At 54.0% G+C, this 22,366-nt stretch carries 19 protein-coding genes; 16 read left to right on the forward strand and 3 right to left on the reverse strand.

The features are described 5' to 3' along the window. Nucleotides 1-63: 63 nt before the first annotated feature. Nucleotides 64-1,281 carry a pyridoxal phosphate-dependent aminotransferase gene (locus tag ACQE32_RS01820; RefSeq protein WP_426971878.1) on the reverse strand — a complete coding sequence of 406 codons (1,218 nt, stop codon included), beginning with the start codon at nt 1,279-1,281 and terminating at the stop codon, nt 64-66. Between ACQE32_RS01820 and ACQE32_RS01825 the strand changes: the two genes are divergently transcribed. From ACQE32_RS01825 to nuoN, 15 genes are all read left to right on the forward strand, one after another. Next, on the forward strand, nt 1,269-1,481 hold the full coding sequence (locus tag ACQE32_RS01825; RefSeq protein ID WP_427021243.1) for a hypothetical protein: 213 nt from the start codon (nt 1,269-1,271) through the stop codon (nt 1,479-1,481). The two genes, ACQE32_RS01820 and ACQE32_RS01825, sit on opposite strands and share 13 nt — an antisense overlap. A 793-nt stretch (nt 1,482-2,274) precedes the next feature. Beyond that, nucleotides 2,275-3,201, forward strand: a complete 927-nt coding sequence (lrhA, locus tag ACQE32_RS01830; RefSeq protein ID WP_085071017.1) for a transcriptional regulator LrhA — start codon at nt 2,275-2,277, stop codon at nt 3,199-3,201. A 661-nt stretch (nt 3,202-3,862) separates the two neighbouring features. Then, a complete protein-coding gene (locus tag ACQE32_RS01835; RefSeq protein WP_085071018.1) occupies nt 3,863-4,300 on the forward strand; it encodes an NADH-quinone oxidoreductase subunit A in 438 nt (145 codons plus the stop codon). 15 nt (nt 4,301-4,315) lie between these two features. Beyond that, entirely contained in the window at nt 4,316-4,990 is a 675-nt protein-coding gene (locus tag ACQE32_RS01840; protein WP_085071019.1) for a NuoB/complex I 20 kDa subunit family protein, read from the forward strand. 118 nt (nt 4,991-5,108) lie between these two features. After that, complete coding sequence (gene nuoC / locus ACQE32_RS01845) at nt 5,109-6,908, forward strand: NADH-quinone oxidoreductase subunit C/D (RefSeq protein WP_426971881.1); 1,800 nt, start codon at nt 5,109-5,111, stop codon at nt 6,906-6,908. A gap of 2 nt (nt 6,909-6,910) precedes the next feature. Further along, nucleotides 6,911-7,426, forward strand: coding sequence for an NADH-quinone oxidoreductase subunit NuoE (nuoE, locus tag ACQE32_RS01850; protein WP_085071021.1), 516 nt, complete (start codon nt 6,911-6,913; stop codon nt 7,424-7,426). Then, nucleotides 7,423-8,769, forward strand: coding sequence for an NADH-quinone oxidoreductase subunit NuoF (gene nuoF / locus ACQE32_RS01855; RefSeq protein ID WP_427021244.1), 1,347 nt, complete (start codon nt 7,423-7,425; stop codon nt 8,767-8,769). Before nuoE ends, nuoF begins: the two co-directional genes overlap by 4 nt. A 210-nt stretch (nt 8,770-8,979) precedes the next feature. Continuing rightward, a complete protein-coding gene (gene nuoG / locus ACQE32_RS01860; RefSeq protein WP_426980742.1) occupies nt 8,980-11,703 on the forward strand; it encodes an NADH-quinone oxidoreductase subunit NuoG in 2,724 nt (907 codons plus the stop codon). After that, a complete protein-coding gene (gene nuoH, locus ACQE32_RS01865; protein ID WP_426971885.1) occupies nt 11,700-12,677 on the forward strand; it encodes an NADH-quinone oxidoreductase subunit NuoH in 978 nt (325 codons plus the stop codon). The genes nuoG and nuoH overlap by 4 nt, the downstream gene beginning before the upstream one ends. Before the next feature lie 13 nt (nt 12,678-12,690). Continuing rightward, nucleotides 12,691-13,233, forward strand: coding sequence for an NADH-quinone oxidoreductase subunit NuoI (nuoI, locus tag ACQE32_RS01870; protein ID WP_426971887.1), 543 nt, complete (start codon nt 12,691-12,693; stop codon nt 13,231-13,233). Nucleotides 13,234-13,243: 10 nt separating this feature from the next. Beyond that, entirely contained in the window at nt 13,244-13,801 is a 558-nt protein-coding gene (nuoJ, locus tag ACQE32_RS01875) for an NADH-quinone oxidoreductase subunit J (protein WP_426971888.1), read from the forward strand. Then, complete coding sequence (gene nuoK / locus ACQE32_RS01880; protein ID WP_085071027.1) at nt 13,798-14,100, forward strand: NADH-quinone oxidoreductase subunit NuoK; 303 nt, start codon at nt 13,798-13,800, stop codon at nt 14,098-14,100. The genes nuoJ and nuoK overlap by 4 nt, the downstream gene beginning before the upstream one ends. Then, on the forward strand, nt 14,097-15,932 hold the full coding sequence (gene nuoL / locus ACQE32_RS01885; protein WP_426971890.1) for an NADH-quinone oxidoreductase subunit L: 1,836 nt from the start codon (nt 14,097-14,099) through the stop codon (nt 15,930-15,932). Before nuoK ends, nuoL begins: the two co-directional genes overlap by 4 nt. A 126-nt stretch (nt 15,933-16,058) precedes the next feature. Further along, nucleotides 16,059-17,579, forward strand: coding sequence for an NADH-quinone oxidoreductase subunit M (nuoM, locus tag ACQE32_RS01890; RefSeq protein WP_085071029.1), 1,521 nt, complete (start codon nt 16,059-16,061; stop codon nt 17,577-17,579). Between the two features lie 6 nt (nt 17,580-17,585). Further along, nucleotides 17,586-19,043, forward strand: a complete 1,458-nt coding sequence (nuoN, locus tag ACQE32_RS01895) for an NADH-quinone oxidoreductase subunit NuoN (protein WP_426971893.1) — start codon at nt 17,586-17,588, stop codon at nt 19,041-19,043. A 52-nt stretch (nt 19,044-19,095) separates the two neighbouring features. On the opposite strand, the gene ACQE32_RS01900 is transcribed toward nuoN, so the two are convergent. Continuing rightward, the gene (locus ACQE32_RS01900; RefSeq protein WP_427021245.1) at nt 19,096-20,025 is read right to left on the reverse strand and encodes an omptin family outer membrane protease; all 930 of its coding nucleotides are present in this window, start codon (nt 20,023-20,025) and stop codon (nt 19,096-19,098) included. A gap of 173 nt (nt 20,026-20,198) precedes the next feature. On the opposite strand from ACQE32_RS01900, the gene ACQE32_RS01905 reads away from it, so the two are divergent. Then, a complete protein-coding gene (locus tag ACQE32_RS01905; protein WP_427021246.1) occupies nt 20,199-20,648 on the forward strand; it encodes a GNAT family N-acetyltransferase in 450 nt (149 codons plus the stop codon). A 36-nt stretch (nt 20,649-20,684) separates the two neighbouring features. Here the strand turns inward: ACQE32_RS01905 and ACQE32_RS01910 are convergent, their stop codons facing one another. Beyond that, nucleotides 20,685-22,343 (reverse strand): glucan biosynthesis protein D, encoded by a 1,659-nt coding sequence (locus tag ACQE32_RS01910; RefSeq protein ID WP_426971898.1) that lies wholly within the window; start codon nt 22,341-22,343, stop codon nt 20,685-20,687. Between the last annotated feature and the right edge of the window lie 23 nt (nt 22,344-22,366).

Genomic DNA, 22,366 nt, shown 5'->3' on the forward strand with positions numbered 1-22,366 from the left:
GTCTCCACAGCAACAGTATCGCCTTTTCATTCTCTGCGCTACAGCAGGCAGAGCTGAGGGCGGTTACTGGCGATAGCCCTCCAGGAAACGGCCAAATTTGCCGATGGCCATCTCCAGATCGTCAACGCGCGGCAGAGTCACGATGCGGACATGATCCGGCCACGGCCAGTTGAAAGCCGATCCCTGTACCAGTAGCACTTTTTCCTGTAGCAGAAAATCCAGCACCATTTTTTGGTCGTCGTGCAGGTTGAATTTTTTCGCATCGATACGCGGGAACATATAGAGCGCGCCCTGCGGCTTGACGCAGGTTACGCCAGGGATGTCATTAATCAGTTCCCAGGCGCGCTGGCGCTGCTCGTAGAGACGTCCGCCCGGCATGATAAATTCGCTGATGCTCTGGTAGCCGCCCAGCGCTGTCTGAATAGCGTGTTGCGCCGGGACGTTGGCGCAAAGGCGCATAGACGCCAGCATCTCCAGCCCTTCAATATAGCCTTTGGCATGTTTTTTCGGGCCGTTAAGCACCATCCAACCCTGACGGAATCCCGCAACGCGATAGGTTTTTGACAGACCGTTAAAGGTTACGGTAAGCAAGTCGGGCGCCAGTGCGGCGATAGAGTGATGCTGCGCGGCGTCATAAAGGATTTTGTCGTAAATTTCATCGGCAAAAATAATCAGATTATGTTCGCGGGCAATTTCCACAATCTCCAGCAGCAGCTCTTTGCTGTAGACGGCGCCGGTAGGGTTATTCGGGTTGATAATCACAATACCGCGGGTACGCGGCGTAATTTTGCTGCGAATATCGGCCAGATCCGGAAACCAACCGGCGGATTCATCGCACAGATAATGAACCGCTTTACCGCTGGAAAGGGAAACCGCAGCGGTCCACAGCGGATAGTCCGGCGCAGGCACCAGCATCTCATCGCCGCTGTTTAACAACGCCTGCATTGACTGAACAATCAATTCAGATACGCCGTTACCGATATAAATATCTTCTACGGTAACGTCGCGCATATTGCGCGCCTGGTAATGTTGCATGATAGCTTTGCGCGCCGAATAGAGCCCTTTTGAATCACAATATCCCTGAGCGCCAGGCAGGTTACGAATAACATCGACCAGAATCTCATCCGGGGCTTCAAAGCCAAACGGAGCGGGATTGCCAATATTTAATTTCAGAACCTTGTTGCCTTCTTCTTCAAGGCGTTTGGCCTCTTTTAACACCGGACCGCGGATGTCATAACAAACATTATCCAGCTTTGACGATTTTTCGATTGTTGAATTCATTACATGCGCCTTTACTGACAGAACTGCGTTCCTGCCGTGGAAATAAACCCGCTCAATTTACTCTTCTGCTCCTGCGATTTGAAGGGCAAGGCTGGCTTTTGGCGCAACTGAAAGGCAATAAGGAGCTGGCTGGTATGCAACGTCAGGCAACCTTGATTAGCTGGATTAAAAAACCAAAATTTTTCTTAAATCCAGCATAAAGCACCAGGGTGCTCTCCTGACTGTAAAAATCTCTTCACGGTATGCGAGCTGGATCAGAAAAAGAAACAAATTAAGATAAAAAAAGTAGATTGATGCGGAGTGAAACAGTTAAATTTTACTACTTAAAGTGCCGATAACCTGAAAGGGGTATAATGATTAAACGGGTTGGATACTTTTCTGCTGTTTTGCCATCAAGCACCCCATTGCGCTTCAGGATGCTTTTCAGCCAGCGAGCCGTTAAAAACAATCGTTAAAAAAAAGCTCAATAATGCTAAAACCGCGCTTTATTGATAAGAAAAATGCGATTGGGGCTTAAAAATTAGACGTCGTTGTGGCAGGATATCCATCAACGGGCTTTGTGATAAAACAAACACGCCTGACTGTAGCCAGAATTAAAACGGCGGCAGTAAAGGTTAAGTCCGGCGATTTATTGGTTTTTTTGCGTTGCGCAGTTTTGCAAACGCAGTATGTAGAAATTATGAACCAGCGGCCCCGTAGTTAACTTGCCTGAAGTTGGCGCGGTTTCCATCACTAAGCAGGGCGCATTTTGCGTCTACTGTTGCAGCGCTCCGGCGCTGAGTATTTGGTCATTAAATACCGGCGGCACTGGCTGGTCTGTATGCATTCCTCCAGCGGTATTATGAAAAGCAGCTTTTCTTTTTGCAGTGTTGAGCTGTCGCTTCCGGCTTATCGGAGACGTCATTGTTGCCATCTTAAATCTCCGTTTGACATTTGATCGGCGGGAGTAACACCAGGGTAGTTGTTCTTAAAAACTTATAAGTGAAGAAAAATATGACTAATGCAAATCGTCCGATACTTAATCTCGATCTCGATCTGCTGAGAACTTTCGTTGCAGTAGCAGATCTCAACACCTTCGCCGCCGCCGCCGCTGCCGTATGCAGAACGCAATCAGCTGTTAGCCAGCAGATGCAGCGTCTGGAGCAGCTGGTAGGCAAAGAACTTTTTGCCCGTCATGGCCGTAATAAGCTGCTGACCGAGCATGGCATTCAGCTGCTCGGCTATGCCCGTAAAATTTTACGTTTCAACGATGAAGCCTGTACCTCGCTGATGTACAGCAACGTCCAGGGCGTACTGACTATCGGCGCGTCGGACGATACGTCAGATACCATTCTGCCGTTCTTGCTGAACCGCGTGACCTCTGTCTACCCGAAACTGGCGATTGATGTACGCGTGAAGCGCAATCCGTTTATGATGGAAATGCTCAACCAGGGCGAAGTTGACCTGGTAGTGACCACCTCCAGTCCGGGTTCCTTTACTCATCAGGTGCTGCGCACTTCGCCAACACTGTGGTACTGCGCTGCGGATTATATTTTCCAGCGCGGCGAAGCGATCCCATTGGTGCTGCTGGACGAGCCAAGTCCGTATCGCGATATGGCGATCGACCATCTGAATGAAGCTGGCATTCCGTGGCGCATCTCTTACGTGGCCTCTACGCTGGCTGCGGTTCGCGCCGCCGTGAAAGCGGGCCTGGGCGTGACCGCACGTCCGGTAGAAATGATGAGCCCGGAACTGCGCGTAATGGGCGCGGCTGAAGGCCTGCCAGTGCTGCCGGATACGCAATACCTGCTGTGCCGCAATCCGGACAGTGAAAACGAACTGGCGTTGGCTATTTTCAACGCCATGGAATCCAGCAACGACCCATACAATCTGTCCTTAACAGGGCAGGGTGATGCAATGTTGCTGGATGATGAAGAATAAGTATAAAAATGAGACGTTTTCTCATTTAGAATGTGATTTCTGATTCTAAACTGTTAAAAAAAGGCCTCTTAGCTCGGTAACGATCTAAGAGGCCTTTTTGTTGTTCTTTTTGCTGCTATTTTTGCCCTTTCCTGGCAACTTTCTTTGTGATGCTTCCTGCCATAATGAAACGCGATTTTAAAACGTAATGTTTCTTGTTGTAATCAGCCTTTGTTGCGCATTTGCCTAAAAATTACCCACCTGAATTGTCTGTTATTTTATCAAAAAGGGCAAAAGTGTGTCCTGGATCAAAAAAATAACCCCGCAAAGGGGCAGGAAATCTGCCGTTTTCCTGTCAAAATATGTTTGTTAAATGCACGATCCAACCGTGCAAATACCCACTACACTTAATTTACATTCTCAAACTGACACGATTTAGCTTAATTATTACGCATCATATGTTAATAAAATGCTGCAGCTGTAAATTAACGTGTGGATACTTTTGCCAAAGTTGACAAAAGGTTATAGAAAGGGGTAAAAAACCCCATTAAATTGCTGCTTATAGGTTAATGACAGCATAATTTATAAGGTTTTTCATCCTTCCCTTGAATTAATGTGGTGTGTTCTTCGCTATCGGCATCGCAGGACGCTAAACGCCACTTTTGATGAGTAAGCAGAGAGTATGTCAACAACCACAGAAGTTATCGCTCATCACTGGGCATTCGCTGTTTTTATCGTTGTCGCTTTTGGGCTATGTCTCTTTATGCTGGCTGGTGGCTGGCTGTTAGGCGGTCGCGCCCGCGCACGTAATAAAAACACTCCCTTTGAATCAGGTATCGATCCGGTTGGCAGCACGCATTTGCGCCTTTCTGCCAAGTTCTACCTGGTGGCTATGTTCTTCGTTATCTTCGACGTAGAAGCCCTGTTTTTATATGCATGGGCGACTTCTATCCGCGAAAGCGGGTGGGTCGGCTTTGTTGAAGCCACAATTTTCATTTTGGTGCTGTTGGCTGGTCTGGTTTATCTGGTGCGTATTGGTGCGCTGGATTGGGCGCCTGCGCGTCGTCGCGTAGACGTTGACACTGGTAAGGTCACTAACACCAACCCTCAAAAGCAGTAACAGCGAGGCATTAAGATGGACTATACGCTCACCCGCATAGACCCCAACGGTGAGAACGACCGTTATCCCCTGCAGAAACAGGAGATCGTTTCCGACCCTCTGGAGCAGCATGTCCACCGCAGCGTTTATATGGGCAAGTTGGAAAACGCACTGCATGACATGGTGAACTGGGGTCGTAAGAACTCTCTGTGGCCGTTTAACTTCGGCCTCTCCTGTTGTTATGTCGAAATGACCACCTCTTTTACCTCGGTGCATGACGTCGCCCGCTTTGGTTCCGAAGTTATTCGAGCCTCTCCGCGTCAGGCTGACTTCATGGTGGTAGCCGGTACGCCATTTACCAAAATGGCCCCGGTTATTCAGCGTTTGTACGATCAGATGCTGGAGCCGAAATGGGTGATTTCCATGGGGGCTTGCGCTAACTCAGGCGGCATGTATGACATCTATTCAGTGGTGCAGGGCGTTGATAAGTTCCTGCCGGTGGATGTGTATATCCCTGGCTGCCCGCCGCGCCCGGAAGCCTATATGCAGGCGCTGCTGCTGTTGCAGGAATCCATTGGTAAAGAACGTCGTCCGCTCTCCTGGGTCGTTGGCGATCAGGGCGTTTATCGCGCCAATATGCAGTCCGAGCGTGAAAGGAAGCGCGGCGATCGCATTGCGGTAACGAACCTGCGTACCCCGGACGAAATTTAAATCAACAATTTATGGATGGGGCCTGACACGCAGCGCAATAATACGACCAACCAACGCGCGCACCTCATCCTGACACCAACGACTTCGTGCCTGTTTTCAGGCCAATGGTGAGTAACGTATGACAGATTTGACCACGCAAGATTTCGCTCAGCCTGCATGGCAAACCCGGGATCACCTGGATGATCCGGTGATCGGCGAGTTGCGTAACCGTTTTGGGCCGGATGCCTTTACCGTTCAGGCGACGCGAACCGGCATTCCTGTGGTTTGGGTGAAGCGTGAACAGCTGCTGGAGATTACGGAATTCCTGCGCAAGCTGCCAAAGCCCTATGTGATGCTGTATGACCTGCATGGCATGGATGAGCGCCTGCGTACCCACCGTAACGGGCTGCCCGCTGCGGATTTTTCCGTTTTCTACCATCTGCTTTCTATTGAGCGCAACAGCGACATTATGCTCAAGGTGGCCTTGTCTGAAAATGACATGCATCTGCCAACCATCACTAAAATTTTTCCTAACGCCAACTGGTATGAGCGTGAAACCTGGGAAATGTTTGGCGTCACCTTTGACGGGCATCCTCATCTGACGCGCATCATGATGCCGTCGACCTGGGAAGGGCACCCGCTGCGCAAAGACTATCCGGCGCGTGCGACAGAATTCAATCCTTTTGAGCTGACTAAACAGAAAGAGGATCTGGAGATGGAAGCGCTGCGTTTCAAGCCGGAAGATTGGGGCATGAAGCGTGGCACCGAAAACGAGGACTTTATGTTCCTCAACCTCGGTCCGAACCACCCATCGGCGCACGGTGCATTCCGCATCGTCATGCAGCTGGATGGTGAAGAGATCGTCGACTGTGTGCCTGATATCGGTTACCACCATCGCGGCGCAGAAAAAATGGGTGAGCGCCAGTCCTGGCACAGCTACATCCCTTACACCGACCGCGTGGAATATCTGGGCGGCTGCGTTAACGAAATGCCTTACGTGCTGGCGGTTGAAAAGCTGGCGGGCATCGTGGTGCCGGATCGCGTTAATGTCATTCGCGTGATGCTCTCTGAGTTGTTCCGCATCAACAGCCATCTGCTTTATATCTCTACGTTTATTCAGGACGTCGGTGCCATGTCACCGGTGTTCTTTGCTTTTACCGACCGCCAGAAAATTTATGACGTTGTGGAGGCTATTACTGGCTTCCGTATGCATCCCGCCTGGTTCCGTATCGGCGGCGTCGCACACGATCTTCCGAAAGGCTGGGAACGTCTGCTGCGTGAATTCCTCGACTGGATGCCGAAGCGCCTGAAGGAATATGAAACCGTGGCGCTGAAAAACAGCGTGCTGGTAGGTCGTGCTAAAGGCGTTGCCGCTTATGGTAAAGATGAAGCGCTGGCCTGGGGCACCACCGGTGCTGGTCTGCGCGCTACCGGCATCGACTTTGACGTGCGTAAATGGCGTCCCTATTCCGGCTATGAGAATTTCGATTTCGAAATTCCGGTAGGTGATGGCGTCAGCGATGCTTATACCCGTGTGATGCTGAAGATGGAAGAGATGCGTCAGAGCCTGCGTATTCTGGAGCAGTGCCTGAACAACATGCCGGCCGGGCCGTTTAAAGCCGATCATCCGCTGACCACGCCGCCGCCGAAAGAGCGTACGCTGCAGCATATTGAAACCCTGATTACCCACTTCCTGCAGGTCTCCTGGGGACCGGTAATGCCTGCGAACGAATCGTTCCAGATGATCGAAGCGACCAAGGGGATCAACAGCTACTACCTGACCAGCGACGGCAGTACCGTAAGCTATCGCACGCGTATTCGTACGCCAAGCTTCCCGCACCTGCAGCAGATCCCATCAGTGATCCGTGGCAGCCTGGTATCCGATCTGGTCGTTTACCTGGGTAGTATCGATTTTGTTATGTCAGACGTGGACCGCTAATTATGCACGATCAAAAAATTGCTATCGAAACGATCGACCCGACCGAGGTCTTTGAGCTGAGTGCAGCAGAACGCGACGCGATTGAGCATGAAAAACACCATTATGAAGATGCACGCGCAGCCTCAATTGAAGCGCTGAAAATCGTGCAGAAACAACGCGGCTGGGTGCCGGATGGTGCCATTAATGCCATTGCTGAAGTGTTAGGTATTCCCGCCAGCGATGTTGAAGGAGTTGCTACCTTTTACAGCCAGATTTTCCGTCAGCCGGTTGGCCGCCACGTGATCCGCTATTGCGACAGCGTGGTTTGTCATATCACCGGTTATCAGGGCATTCAGGCGGCGCTAGAACAGTCGCTGAACATCAAACCGGGCCAGACCACCACGGATGGCCGCTTTACGCTGCTGCCAACCTGCTGCCTGGGTAACTGTGATAAAGGCCCGACCATGATGGTGGATGAAGATACGCACGTTCACCTGACGCCGGAAAACATTCCATCGTTACTGGAGCAGTATCAATGACAAGAAAAGAGATCATTCGTACTGCGGAAACCCATCCGCTGACCTGGCGTATGCGTGACGACAAGCAGCCGGTGTGGTTTGACGAATACCGTAGCAAAAATGGCTATGCCGGTGCGGAAAAAGCGCTGAAAGGCCTGGCACCTGACGAAATCGTCGCGATAGTTAAAGACTCCGGCCTGAAAGGGCGCGGCGGCGCAGGCTTCTCCACCGGTCTGAAATGGAGCCTGATGCCGAAAGATGAGTCGATGAATATCCGTTACCTGCTCTGTAACGCCGATGAGATGGAGCCGGGTACCTATAAAGACCGCCTGCTGATGGAGCAAATGCCGCACCAGCTGGTGGAGGGGATGCTGATCAGCGCTTTTGCGCTGAAAGCGTACCGTGGATATATCTTCCTGCGCGGTGAATATATTGAGGCGGCGGTACATCTGCGTCGCGCCATCGCCGAGGCTACCGAAGCGGGCTTCCTGGGTAAAAATATTCTTGGCACCGGCTTTGATTTCGAACTGATCGTTCATACCGGCGCTGGCCGCTATATCTGCGGCGAAGAGACGGCGTTGATTAACTCACTGGAAGGACGTCGCGCCAACCCGCGTTCCAAGCCGCCATTCCCGGCCTCTGCCGGTGCCTGGGGCAAGCCGACCTGCGTTAATAACGTGGAAACCCTCTCTAACGTGCCGGCCATTCTGGCTAACGGCGTGGAGTGGTACAAGGGGCTGTCGAAGAGTGAAGATGCCGGTACCAAAATGATGGGCTTCTCCGGTCGGGTAAAAAACCCGGGCGTCTGGGAGCTGCCTTTCGGCATCACGGCGCGTGAAATTCTGGAAGATTATGCGGGCGGCATGCGTGACGGGCTGAAGTTTAAAGCCTGGCAGCCGGGCGGCGCAGGCACAGACTTCCTGACCGAACAGCATCTGGATCTGCCAATGGAATTTGCCAGCATCGGCAAAGCAGGCAGCCGACTGGGTACCGCGCTGGCGATGGCTGTGGATCACGAAATCAATATGGTTTCGCTGGTGCGCAACCTGGAAGAGTTTTTTGCCCGTGAATCGTGCGGCTGGTGTACGCCATGTCGCGACGGCCTGCCGTGGAGCGTGAAAATTCTGCGCGCCCTGGAGCAGGGCAAAGGGCAGCCGGGAGATATCGAAACGCTGCTGCAGCTTTGTCGTCAGCTGGGCCCAGGTAAAACATTTTGTGCGCATGCACCCGGCGCTGTAGAGCCATTACAAAGCGCGATCAAATACTTCCGTGAAGAGTTTGAAGCCGGTATCGCGCCGCAGGTGTTTGGTAATACGCGTGCCATTAACGGCATTCAGCCAAACCTGCTGAAAGCGCGCTGGTAAAACAGAGCAGCAACGGAAAAGGTGCGCACCGCTTACCCAAAGCATTTCGGATTGCGGCAAGGCGGCAACTGAATGAAACCCGCAAGCTTACACAAGTAAGTGAGCGCGGTGAGTGAAGGCAGCCAACACCGCTGCGGCCTGAAAGGTGAAGGGTAAGAAGAATTGTGTTTAACGCTCGGTGATGCCGAGCCTTACGGAAGCATGTTCACTATGGCTACAATTCATGTAGACGGTAAAGAATATGAGGTAGATGGAGCGGACAACCTGCTACAGGCGTGTCTCTCTCTTGGCCTGGATATTCCTTATTTTTGCTGGCATCCGGCGCTGGGAAGCGTGGGTGCCTGCCGCCAGTGCGCGGTAAAGCAATACCAAAACGCTGAAGATACGCGCGGTCGCCTCGTCATGTCCTGCATGACGCCTGCTGCCGACGGTACCTTTATTTCTATCGACGATGGCGAAGCGAAAGAGTTCCGTGAAAGCGTGGTCGAGTGGCTGATGACCAACCACCCACACGATTGTCCGGTATGTGAGGAGGGCGGCAACTGTCATCTGCAGGATATGACGGTGATGACCGGCCACAGCTTCCGTCGCTATCGTTTCACCAAGCGTACCCATCGCAATCAGGATTTGGGGCCGTTTATCTCTCATGAGATGAACCGCTGTATCGCCTGTTACCGCTGCGTGCGTTACTACAAAGATTATGCAGACGGCAAAGATCTGGGCGTATATGGCGCGCATGACAACGTCTATTTTGGTCGCCCGGAAGATGGCACGCTGGAAAGCGAATTCTCTGGTAACCTGGTAGAGATCTGCCCGACCGGCGTGTTCACTGATAAAACCCACTCCGAACGCTATAACCGTAAATGGGATATGCAGTTTGCGCCCAGCATCTGCCAGCAGTGCAGCGTCGGCTGTAACACCAGCCCGGGCGAGCGCTATGGTGAGCTGCGCCGTATTGAAAACCGTTATAACGGCAGCGTGAATCACTATTTCCTTTGTGACCGTGGCCGTTTTGGCTATGGCTACGTTAATCGCAAAGATCGCCCGCGTCAGCCGATGCAGCGTCGCGGCAACGACTGGGTAGCGCTGAATGCTGAGCAGGCGATGCAGGGCGCGGCGGATATTCTGCGTCAGGCGAAAAAAGTGATCGGTATTGGCTCACCGCGTGCCAGCGTAGAAAGCAACTTTGCGCTGCGTGAACTGGTTGGCGCGGCTAACTTCTCAACCGGCATGCCCGCTGGCGAGCAGGCGCGTCTGGAGCTGATGTTGAAAGTGCTGCGTGAAGGCGGTATCCATACGCCCGCGCTACGTGAGATTGAAAGCTACGATGCGGTGCTGGTGCTGGGCGAAGATCTGACCCAAACCGGCGCGCGCGTAGCGCTCTCCGTACGTCAGGCGGTGAAAGGCAAAGCTCGCGAAATGGCGGCGGCGCAGAAAGTAGCCGACTGGCAAATCGCGGCGATCATGAACATTGGTCAGCACGCGAAACATCCGCTGTTTGTCACCAACGTTGATGAAACCCGTCTGGATGATATCGCTGCCTGGAGCTACCGCGCGCCGGTGGAAGATCAGGCGCGTCTCGGTTTCGCTATCGCCCACGCGCTGGACGCAAGTGCGCCGGCAGTAAGCGATTTCGACAGCAGCCTGAACGGTAAACTTGACGTTATTGTCCAGGCGCTGGCCGGGGCGAAGAAACCGCTGATTATCTCTGGTACACATTCTGGCAGTGAGGCGATGATCGAGGCGGCGGCTAACGTCGCTAAAGCGCTGAAAGGGCGCGGTGCCGATGTCGGCATTACGCTGCTGGCTTCCGCAGCGAACAGCGTGGGCCTTGGCATGATCGGTGGCAATACGCTGGAGGATGCGCTGGCGCAGCTGGAAAACGGCAGCGCCGACGCGGTGGTGATTCTGGAAAACGATCTTTATCGTCATGCGCCGAAAGCGAAAGTGGATGCCGCACTGCGCAACGCCGACAGCATTATCGTGGTCGATCATCAGCGCACGGCAACCATGGAAAAAGCCGGTCTGATTCTGTCAGGCGCCAGCTTTGCTGAGAGCGATGGCACGCTGATAAACCAGGAGGGCCGCGCTCAGCGCTTCTTCCAGGTTTACGATCCCTCTTACTACGACTCAACGGTAGTGATGCTGGAAAGCTGGCGCTGGCTGCACTCGCTGCACAGCGCGCTGGAAAGCCGTCACGTTGACTGGACGCAGCTGGATCATGTGATTGATGCCGTGGTTGTGGCGCTGCCGCAGCTGAAAGGCATTAAAGATGCCGCGCCAGATGCCTCATTCCGTATTCGTGGTCAGAAACTGTCGCGTTCGCCACATCGTTCCAGCGGACGTACCGCCGCGCGCGCTAATATCAGCGTGCATGAGCCGCGTCAGCCGCAGGATATGGACACCATGTTCTCCTTCTCTATGGAAGGGAACAACCAGCCCAGCGCGCCGCGCTCTGAGATTCCTTTCGCCTGGGCGCCAGGCTGGAACTCACCGCAGGCGTGGAACAAGTTCCAGGATGAAGTGGGCGGCAAACTGCGTAACGGCGATCCTGGCGTGCGTCTGTTTGAAGCCACGACAGAACAACTGGAGTGGTTTACCCAGGTGCCAACCGCCTTTGCCCGCAACGGCGGCTGGCGTGTTGCGCCTTACTACAATCTGTTCGGCAGCGAAGAGATGACGCAGCGCGCGCCGGTTATTCAGCAGCGTATGCCGCAGGCCGCTCTGGTAATTAACCCGGCCGATGCCGCTCAGCTTGGCGTTAACGTCGGTACAGCAGTGGAGTTCAACTGCTCCGGTGAAACGCTGCGCCTGCCTGTGCGCTTTTCTGACGCACTGCAGGCAGGGCAGGTAGGTTTACCGTTGGGCATGCCGGGCGTACCGCCGTTCCTGTCGGGCGCGACTATTGAGACTCTGCGGGAGGCAGCACAATGAGCTGGTTGACGCCGGACGTTATCGATATCTTGCTGGGCATTCTCAAGGCGATTGTCATCCTGCTGGTGGTGGTCTCCTGCGGTGCCTTTATGAGCTTCGCCGAGCGCCGTCTGCTGGGCCTGTTCCAGAACCGCTACGGGCCTAACCGTGTCGGCTGGGGCGGCTCGCTGCAGTTGGTGGCGGATATGATCAAAATGTTCTTTAAAGAGGACTGGATCCCGCCGTTCACGGATCGCTTTATTTTTACGCTGGCTCCGGTCATCGCCTTCGTTTCACTGCTGTTAGCATTCGCCATTGTGCCGGTCAGTCCGACATGGATGGTGACCGACCTTAACATCGGGCTGCTGTTCTTCCTGATGATGGCGGGTCTGGCGGTTTACGCGGTGCTGTTCGCCGGTTGGGCGAGTAACAACAAATACTCCCTGCTGGGCGCAATGCGTGCCTCTGCACAGACGTTGAGCTACGAGGTGTTTCTCGGGTTGTCGCTGATGGGCGTGGTGGCGCAGGCCGGTTCGTTCAATATGAACGACATCGTTAATAACCAGGCGCATCTGTGGAACATTATTCCGCAGTTCTTTGGCTTCCTGACCTTCTGTATTGCTGGCGTAGCGGTGTGCCACCGTCATCCGTTTGACCAGCCGGAAGCGGAGCAGGAGCTGGCAGATGGTTACCACATCGAATATTCCGGTATGAAATTCGGTCTGTTCTTCGTGGGCGAATATGTGGCGATTACCACGGTTTCCGCGCTGATTGTTACGCTGTTTTTTGGCGGCTGGCATGGACCATGGCTGCCGCCCTTCATCTGGTTCGCCATTAAAACCGCGTTCTTTATGATGATGTTTATTCTGATTCGTGCTGCGCTGCCGCGTCCGCGCTATGACCAGGTAATGTCCTTCGGCTGGAAAGTATGTCTGCCGTTGACGCTGTTGAACCTGCTGGCTACCGCCGCAGTGATTCTGTACAACGCGCAGTAAAGGGGTTGTAACCATGACATTAAAAGACATTATTGTCGGTTTCGGCACCCAGGTACGCAGTATCTGGTTGATGGGCCTGCATGCCTTCGCGAAGCGTGAAACGCAGATGTATCCGGAGGAGCCGGTTTATCTGCCGCCCCGCTATCGTGGCCGTATTGTACTGACGCGCGATCCCGATGGGGCAGAGCGTTGCGTTGCGTGCAACCTGTGCGCCGTCGCCTGTCCGGTCAGCTGTATTTCGCTGCAGAAAGCGGAGACGGTGGATGGTCGCTGGTATCCGGAATTTTTCCGCATCAACTTTTCACGCTGCATTTTCTGCGGCATGTGCGAAGAGGCTTGCCCGACCACGGCGATTCAGCTCACGCCCGATTTCGAGCTGGGCGAGTTCAAGCGTCAGGATCTGGTGTACGAGAAAGAAGACCTGCTGATTTCAGGGCCGGGCAAATACCCGGAATACAACTTCTACCGTATGGCAGGCATGGCGATCGAAGGGAAAGACAAGGGCGAAGCGGAAAACGAAGCCAAACCCATCGACGTCAAAGGCTTGTTACCTTAAGGAGCCCGGCATGGAATTTGCGTTTTATCTTTGTGGTCTGGTGGCGGTGTTAACCACGCTACGCGTGATTACCCACACCAACCCGGTACATGCGTTGCTGTACCTGATTGTTTCGCTGCTGGCGGTTGCTGGCGTCTTCTTTTCGCTTGGCGCCTACTTTGCTGGCGCGCTGGAGATCATCGTTTACGCCGGGGCCATTATGGTGCTGTTCGTCTTCGTGGTGATGATGCTTAACCTTGGCAAGTCGGTTGAGGAGCAGGAGCGCCAGTGGCTGCAGCCTTCGCTGTGGATTGGTCCAGGGCTGGTGTCGCTGCTGCTGTTGGCGGTAATGGTGTACGCCATTATGAGCGCCAATGACCAGGGCATCGACGGCACCGTAATCGATGCGAAAGCGGTCGGTATCAGCCTGTTCGGGCCTTATGTACTGGCCGTTGAGCTGGCCTCTATGCTGCTACTGGCAGGTCTGGTGGTTGCGTTCCATATCGGACGTGAAGATCGTCAGGGCGAAGTGCTTAGCAACCGCGTCAGCGATGCAGCGGTTGCGAAAACAAAGGAGGAACGCGCATGATCCCTCTACAACATGGACTGATTCTGGCAGCCATATTGTTTGTCCTCGGACTCACGTCGCTGGTGCTGCGTCGTAATCTGCTTTTTATGTTAATCGGTCTGGAAATCATGATTAACGCCTCGGCTCTGGCGTTAGTGGTGGCGGGAAGCTACTGGGGGCAAGCAGATGGTCAGGTGATGTATATCCTGGCGATCAGCCTTGCCGCAGCGGAGGCCAGCATTGGTCTGGCGCTGTTGCTGCAGCTCTACCGCCGTCGTCAAACCCTGAACATTGACACAGTGAGCGAGATGCGCGGATGAATCTTCTTTACTTAACCATACTGCTTCCGCTGATCGGCTTTTTGCTGCTGGCGTTTTCTCGTGGCCGCTGGTCAGAAAACCTGTCTGCTACCGTTGGCGTGGGTTCAATCGGACTGACCGCGCTGGTCACTGCCTGGGTTGGCATCGATTTCTTTAACCATGATCGTACGCTGTTTACCCAGGCGTTGTGGACCTGGATGCATGTCGGTAACTTTAATATCGGCGTAACCCTGACGCTGGATGGTCTCTCCCTGACCATGCTGTCGGTGGTAACCGGCGTCGGCTTCTTTATTCACATGTTCGCCTCATGGTATATGCGTGGGGAAGAGGGCTATTCGCGCTTCTTCGCCTATACCAACCTGTTTATCGCCAGCATGGTGGTTCTGGTGCTGGCCGATAACCTGTTGCTGATGTATCTCGGCTGGGAAGGCGTGGGCCTCTGTTCTTATCTGCTGATTGGTTTCTATTACACCAATCCGGATAACGGCAAGGCGGCGATGAAGGCGTTTATCATTACCCGCGTGGGTGATGTATTCCTCGCCTTTGCGCTGTTCATTCTCTATAACGAGCTGGGCACGCTGAACTTCCGCGAAATGGTCGAGCTGGCACCAGCGCACTTCGCTGCTGATAACCATATGCTGCAGTGGGCTACGCTGATGCTGTTGGGCGGCGCGGTCGGTAAATCGGCGCAGCTGCCGTTGCAGACCTGGCTTGCTGATGCGATGGCGGGTCCGACGCCGGTTTCGGCGTTGATCCACGCGGCGACCATGGTGACCGCGGGCGTTTATCTGATCGCCCGTACGCATGGGCTGTTCCTGATGACGCCGGAAGTACTGCATCTGGTGGGTATCGTTGGTGCGGTGACGCTGGTGCTGGCAGGTTTTGCGGCGCTGGTACAGACCGATATCAAACGCGTCCTGGCCTATTCCACCATGAGCCAGATCGGTTATATGTTCCTGGCGCTGGGCGTTCAGGCATGGGATGCCGCTATTTTCCACCTGATGACCCACGCCTTCTTTAAAGCGCTGCTGTTCCTTTCTTCTGGTTCGGTAATTCTGGCCTGCCACCATGAGCAGAACATTTTCAAAATGGGCGGCCTGCGTAAAAGCATTCCGCTGGTTTATGTCTGCTTCCTGGTGGGTGGTGCGGCACTGGCTGCGCTGCCGCTGGTTACCGCTGGCTTCTACAGTAAGGATGAGATCCTGTTCGGCGCACTGGCGAACGGTCATGTCAATCTGATGGTTGCCGGTTTAGTCGGTGCTTTCCTGACCTCGATTTACACCTTCCGCATGATCTTTATCGTGTTTCACGGTGAAGAGAAAATTCATGCGCATGCAGGCAAAGGGATCACGCATCATCTGCCTCTTATCGTGCTGCTGGTTCTTTCCACCTTTATTGGCGCGCTGATTACGCCGCCGCTGGCTGGCGTACTGCCTGCCAGCGAACATGGCGAAGCGGGTAAAATGGGGCTGGAAATTGCTTCGGGCGTGGTGGCCATCGTCGGCATTCTGATTGCCGCCTGGCTCTGGCTCGGCAAGCGTACGCTGGTTACCAGCGTGGCGCGCAGCGCTCCGGGGCGTTTCTTCGGCACCTGGTGGTTCGCCGCATGGGGCTTCGACTGGCTGTATGACAAAATTTTCGTTAAGCCTTATTTAGGCATCGCCTGGCTGCTGTCACGCGATCCGCTGAATATGCTGCTGAATACGCCGGCTCTGGTATCACGCCTGGCGAATAAAGGGCTGGCGGTAAGCGAAAATGGTTATCTGCGCTGGTACGTCGCTTCCATGAGCATCGGTGCCGTTGTGGTGCTGGCGTTGCTGCTGGTGATGTAAGGTTAGTGAGCGGGAGGCGGCGTTGCTGCCTTCCACCCGATAAGCTTGTGAAAAAACCTGAGGTTGGGCTGACCGGTTATCTTTGTCGGCGGCTCATGCAGGACTAGAAAAGGGACCGTAACCGCCATGTTATTACCTTGGCTAATTGTTATCCCATTTGTTGGCGGCTTTCTGTGCTGGCTCGCTGAGCGCTTAGGCGCGAAGACGCCGCGCTGGATCGCGCTGATTACAATGGGCTTGACGCTGGCGCTTTCACTGCAGCTCTGGTTGCAGGGAGGCTATTCACTGACCCAGGCAGCAGGTTTGCCGCAGTGGCAATCTGAGTTCTCCGTTCCCTGGATCCCGCGCTTCGGCATCGCTTTCCACCTTGCACTGGATGGCCTGTCGCTGCTGATGGTGGTGCTGACTGGCCTGCTGGGCCTGATGGCAGTGCTCTGTTCCTGGAATGAAATTGAGAAATATCAGGGCTTTTTCCACCTCAATCTGATGTGGATCCTCGGTGGCGTTATTGGCGTATTCCTTGCCATCGATATGTTCCTGTTCTTCTTTTTCTGGGAAATGATGCTGGTGCCGATGTACTTCCTCATCGCGCTCTGGGGTCATAAGGCATCAGACGGGAAAACCCGTATCACTGCCGCCACCAAATTCTTCATTTATACCCAGTCCTCTGGCCTGGTAATGTTGATTGCGATTCTTGGCCTGGTGTTTGTGCATTACCGCGCGACCGGCGTCTGGACATTCAACTATGAAGAGTTGCTGCACACTCCAATGTCACGTGGCGTGGAATATCTGCTGATGCTCGGCTTCTTTATCGCCTTTGCAGTAAAAATGCCGGTAGTGCCGCTACACGGCTGGTTGCCGGATGCGCACAGCCAGGCGCCAACTGCCGGTTCCGTGGACCTGGCCGGGATCCTGCTCAAAACCGCCGCTTACGGTCTGCTGCGCTTTAGCCTGCCGCTGTTCCCGAACGCGTCGGCGGAGTTTGCGCCTGTTGCAATGTGGCTGGGGATTATCGGTATTTTCTATGGCGCATGGATGGCGTTCTCGCAAACCGATATCAAACGTCTGATCGCCTACACCTCGATTTCCCATATGGGCTTCGTGCTGATCGCCATCTATACCGGCAACCAGCTCGCTTTCCAGGGCGCGGTGGTGCAGATGATTGCGCATGGCCTGTCAGCTGCGGCGCTGTTTATCCTGTGCGGCCAGCTTTATGAGCGCCTGCATACGCGTGATATGCGTGAGATGGGCGGCCTGTGGTCACGCCTGAAGTGGATACCGGGTCTGTCGCTGTTCTTTGCGGTGGCCAACCTTGGCATGCCGGGCACCGGTAACTTTGCTGGCGAATTTATGATTCTGACCGGCAGTTTCCAGGTGGTGCCGACGATTATCGTTATCGCGACTTTTGGTCTGGTGTTTGCTTCTGTTTACTCGCTGATCATGATGCAACGCGCCTATTATGGTGCGCCAAAGTCGGAAACGCCGCTGCGCGGCATGTCCGCACGTGAGTTCATCATGATTATGGTGTTGGTGGTTCTGCTGGTGCTGCTTGGAGTCTATCCACAGCCGATCCTGGACACCTCACACGCTGCAATGAGCAACATTCAGCAGTGGTTTACCGCTTCAATTTCAACTACAAGGCCGTAATTCGCCATGACAATAACTCCTCAACAACTGATCGCGCTGTTGCCGCTGTTGATCGTCGGATTGACGGTGGTGGTTGTGATGCTGTCCATTGCGTGGCGACGCAACCATTTTGCCAATGCGACGCTGACCGTGATTGGCCTTAACCTGGCGCTGTTGTCACTTTGGTTTGTGGGCCAGGCAGGACCGATGGACGTCACGCCGCTGCTGCGCGTTGATGGTTTCTCGATGTTCTATACCGGGATGGTGATGCTGGCGAGTCTGGCCACCTGTACCTTCGCCTATCCGTGGCTGCAGGGCTTCAGCGATAACTGCGACGAGTTCTATCTGCTGGTGCTGATTGCCGCGCTGGGCGGCGTGGTGCTGGCAAGCGCTAACCATATGGCTTCGCTGTTTATCGGCGTGGAACTGCTGTCGTTGCCGCTGTTTGGCCTGATTGGCTACGCTTTCCGTCAGAAACGTTCGCTGGAAGCGGCGCTGAAATATACCATCCTGTCGGCAGCGGCCTCATCCTTCCTGCTGTTTGGTATTGCGCTGGTGTATGCCGATGCCGGTAGCCTGAGCTTTGTGGAACTGGGTAAAAACCTGAGTGACACCGTGCTGCATCAGCCGCTGCTGCTGCTGGGTCTTGGCATGATGATTGTCGGTCTGGGCTTTAAACTGTCGCTGGTGCCGTTCCATCTCTGGACGCCAGACGTGTATCAGGGCGCGCCTGCTCCGGTCTCCACTTTCCTGGCGACCGCCAGCAAGATCGCCATTTTTGGCGCGCTGATGCGTCTGTTTATGTATGCTCCGGCTACCGATAGCGAAGCGGTGCGCAACGTGCTGGCGATTATCGCTGTGGTTTCCATCCTGTTTGGTAACCTGCTGGCGATCAGTCAGAGTAATATCAAGCGTCTGTTGGGTTACTCCTCTATCTCGCATCTGGGTTATTTACTGGTTGCGCTGATTGCGGTGCAGTCTCATCAGATGTCACTGGAAACCGCCGGTGTTTATCTGGCTGGCTACCTGTTCAGTAGCATCGGTGCCTTTGGCGTAGTGAGCCTGATGTCCAGCCCGTATCGTGGTCCGGATGCCGACTCGCTTTACTCCTATCGCGGCCTGTTCTGGCATCGTCCGGTACTGTCAGCAGTGATGACAGTAATGATGCTGTCGCTGGCCGGTATTCCAATGACGTTGGGCTTTATTGGTAAGTTCTATGTGATTGCGCTGGGCGTTAGCGCCTCGCTGTGGTGGCTGACCGGTGCGGTGGTATTAGGCAGCGCCATTGGCCTTTATTACTATCTGCGCGTTACCGTTAGCCTCTATCTTAGCCCGCCTGAGCTGCATACGCGCGATACGCCAGCTAACTGGGCGTTTACCGCGGGCGGCATCGTGGTGCTGATTTCCGCCATTCTGGTTCTGCTGCTGGGCGTTTACCCACAGCCGCTTATCAGCCTGGTACAGATGGCGCAGCCGCTGATGTAAGTCAGCCGATAAAGAGAAAGCCCTGTAGCGATACAGGGCTTTTTTTTTGGCATCAGAAATGATATTGCAGGCCAGCGGTCAGGCTGTAATTTTTATGACTCACGCCGCCGCCTCCCTTCTCGCTATAATCATAGGTCTGTTGGTCATAATCAATTATCTGCATTTGCCCGCGACTTTGCCGGTAATCTTCCCAACTTAGCGCTGCCAGCACTTTTAACTGTGGTGAAAGATAATAGCCTGCATCCATGCTGGCGGCCCAGTAATCACTACGGCGGGTTTTGACGCGAAAGGTATTATAATCGGTGTAATGCTCGTCATTATCGTGTGCGTTGGTAAACGGGGAATATTTAATCAGCGCGTTAAGCTCCAGTTTTTTATAACGATACTGTCCGGCGATGCCGAGCCAGGGCGCGGAAAAACGCTGCTGATAAGCGGCGGCACGCTCATCACGGGAAAAACGGCCGATATCGGCACCGTTATCATAGATATAACTGCCGCCCTGTGCCTGCCAGCTGATCCGCGTCTGCTGATAACCCAACGCTGCGCCAAGCTTATATTCCGGTTGCTGTAGCAGCCAGCCGGTAATGCTGACGGCAAACTGATTAGCATAGTTAAGACGGGCAGCAGGCCAGGTAGACCAGTCGCTCCAGTGCGACTGGTTATCAACCATCCAGTCATAGTCATCCATCTGTGCGCTGCCCCGCGCCAGGGTTGTCCAGCCGCTAAGCGCCAGGCTAAGTTGCGGCGCAATCTCCCAGTCGAGATGGCCACGAATAACCGCTGCGTTCTTTATTTTCCAGTTCAGCTCGCTATTTTTATGCCCTTCGTCGTAAACGTATTCGTTGGATTTGCCACCGAGCCAGCCAGTCGCCAGTGTAAATGTTACCGGATAAGAGGGGAGACTGTTGGCGATCGCCAGCGGGCTCATTAGCCACAGCGTCAAAGGGAGCGTTCCGTTGCAAAGCGCTTTTATCGATTTCATCTTCAACCTCCTGTTGATATAAAAGCGCAGGCATTTTTCCATGATTTTTAAAACGATGCCGGTTTTTTAAGCATCGATTGAGGTTATATTAAACCGGCATAACGCGCATTATTAGCAGGCAAAATTGATGTTTGATGGCGACATGTGGCTAAAACCAAGGGGAAAGCAGGCGTATGGAGTTAACCTGGTACGATTTGCATCATAGTGAACTAAACGTTCAGCAACTGCATGACATTCTGGCTCTGCGTAATCGCGTTTTTATCGTCGAGCAGCAGTGCGCGTATGAAGATATCGATGGGCAGGATTTAGCGCGTGATAACCGCCATATTTTTGCGCTGGGCGAAGGAAGAATACTGGCTTGCGCACGTATTTTGACGCCAGAAAATGCCAACAGCCCGGTAAAGATTGGGCGCGTGATTGTTACCAGCGAAGCGCGGGGATTACAGCTCGGCTATCGCCTGATGGAAAGGGTTCTGGAAAGCTGTGAGCAGTACTGGCCTGAACGTCAGCAGTTTCTTTCGGCGCAGGCGCATCTACAGCGCTTTTACGCATGCATGGGTTTTAAGCCGCAGGGCGAGGTCTATCTGGAAGATAATATTCCGCATATCGATATGATGAAGTAATACGTAACAGGCGGAGCGCAATGCTCCGCCTGTTATTTAGCCTACCGTCATCTGGCGGTCATCAACATATTTCCGCTGGTCCGGCGGTGGCGGGAAATATTGATAAAGCCAGGTTTCACTCAGCGTTTCATCGTTGGTGCGCAGGAACATGCGCATATCGACCGGATCAACAGCATCGCTGGTGGGATACCAGTCAAACAGGATGCGATAGCCGTTTAGCGGCTCAACATACAGAATCTCTACCTGCTTAATGGTGCCGGCAGAGACGGTAATCACCGGCTCGATGCCTTTTGCCGCGGCATTTTTCAGATCGCCATCAACAAAATCAACGGCAAAACGACGACACCAGACATCCGGGAAATGCTCGCCAGGTGCCCAGCCTTCGGGGAAGCCGCCAATGCCGGAACGGGTTGCCTCTACGCGCGCCAGTTCGCTGCGTACCGGCGGCAGGCCGCTCCAGTAAAGCTTGTACTGGAAAGAGAGTTCGCTACCGGCTTTAACCGGCTGCTCCGGCTGCCAGAAACAGACCACGTTATCCAGCGTTTCGCCGGTGGTAGGGATCTCCATCAAATTGATGGCGCCCTTACCCCATTTGCCGATCGGCTCCACCCACAGGCTGGGGCGCTTGTCATACCAGCCAATCACATCCTGATAATCTTCAAAATCATGATTCAACTGCAACAGGCCAAAGCCCCGCGGGTTCTCATCATCGTAAGCGTTAAACTGCAGCTTGCGCGGGTTATTCAGCGGACGGGCAATCCATTCCCCTTTACCGGTCCACATCGCCAGACGGTCGGAATCATGGATTTGCGGATGATAGGTGTTGCACATACGACGTTCGCTGTTGCCGCAGCTGAACATACTGGTCATTGGGGAGATCCCCAGTTGACGAATATCTTTGCGGGCATACAGGTGGTTTTCCACCTCCATCACCACGCGCTTCGGCTCACAGTGGATAACAAACTTATAGGCACCGGTCAGGCTGGCACCATCAAGCAGGGCGTAAACGGTAAAGGTGGTGTCATCCGCTTTTGGCGTTTCAAACCAGAAGGCGACGAAATCGGGAAACTCTTCCTGTCCGTTGCTAAAGGTGTTTACCGCCACGCCGCGCGCCGACAGGCCATACTGGTAGGTTTCATCCACCGCACGGAAATAGCTGGCTCCCAGGAAAGAGACGATATCGCGCCGCGCCAGCTCCGGCTTTTTAAACGCGCGGAAACCGGCAAAGCCAAGATCGGTTTTACCTTCCAGCTGTTTGGTATCGACACTGGTGTTCTGGTAGTTAAACAGCTCCGGGCGGAAGTGAATCTCACGCGCTTCGCGGCTGCTTTTATCGACAGAGAACATGCGAATACGGCGTTTAAAACCCATGCCGACGTGGAAAAACTGCACGTCCAGCTGCCGGTTATCGATATCGTTCCAGAGAGAGTGATTCGCATCATACTGGATGGCGTTATAAGCCTGCGGCGTCATGGTCGCCAGCGTATCCGGCAACGGGCCTGGCGCGCCGCCCCAGGGCTTTTGCGCCAGCGCGGCGGCTTTTTTCTTTAGCACCTCAAAGTCAAAGCGCGTCGCAGTGCCGTCAGCGATGCCATCTTCTGCCCAGGCGGACTGAGCAAATAGCGTGGATAAGCCAGACATGCCGCTAACCGCAGCGAATGCCATTGAGGTTTTCATAAACATTCTTCGATTCATGCCAGAAACGCTTTCCTTATGCT

The organism is Pantoea sp. FN0302 (assembly GCF_050113775.1).
Classification (GTDB): domain Bacteria; phylum Pseudomonadota; class Gammaproteobacteria; order Enterobacterales; family Enterobacteriaceae; genus Mixta; species Mixta alhagi.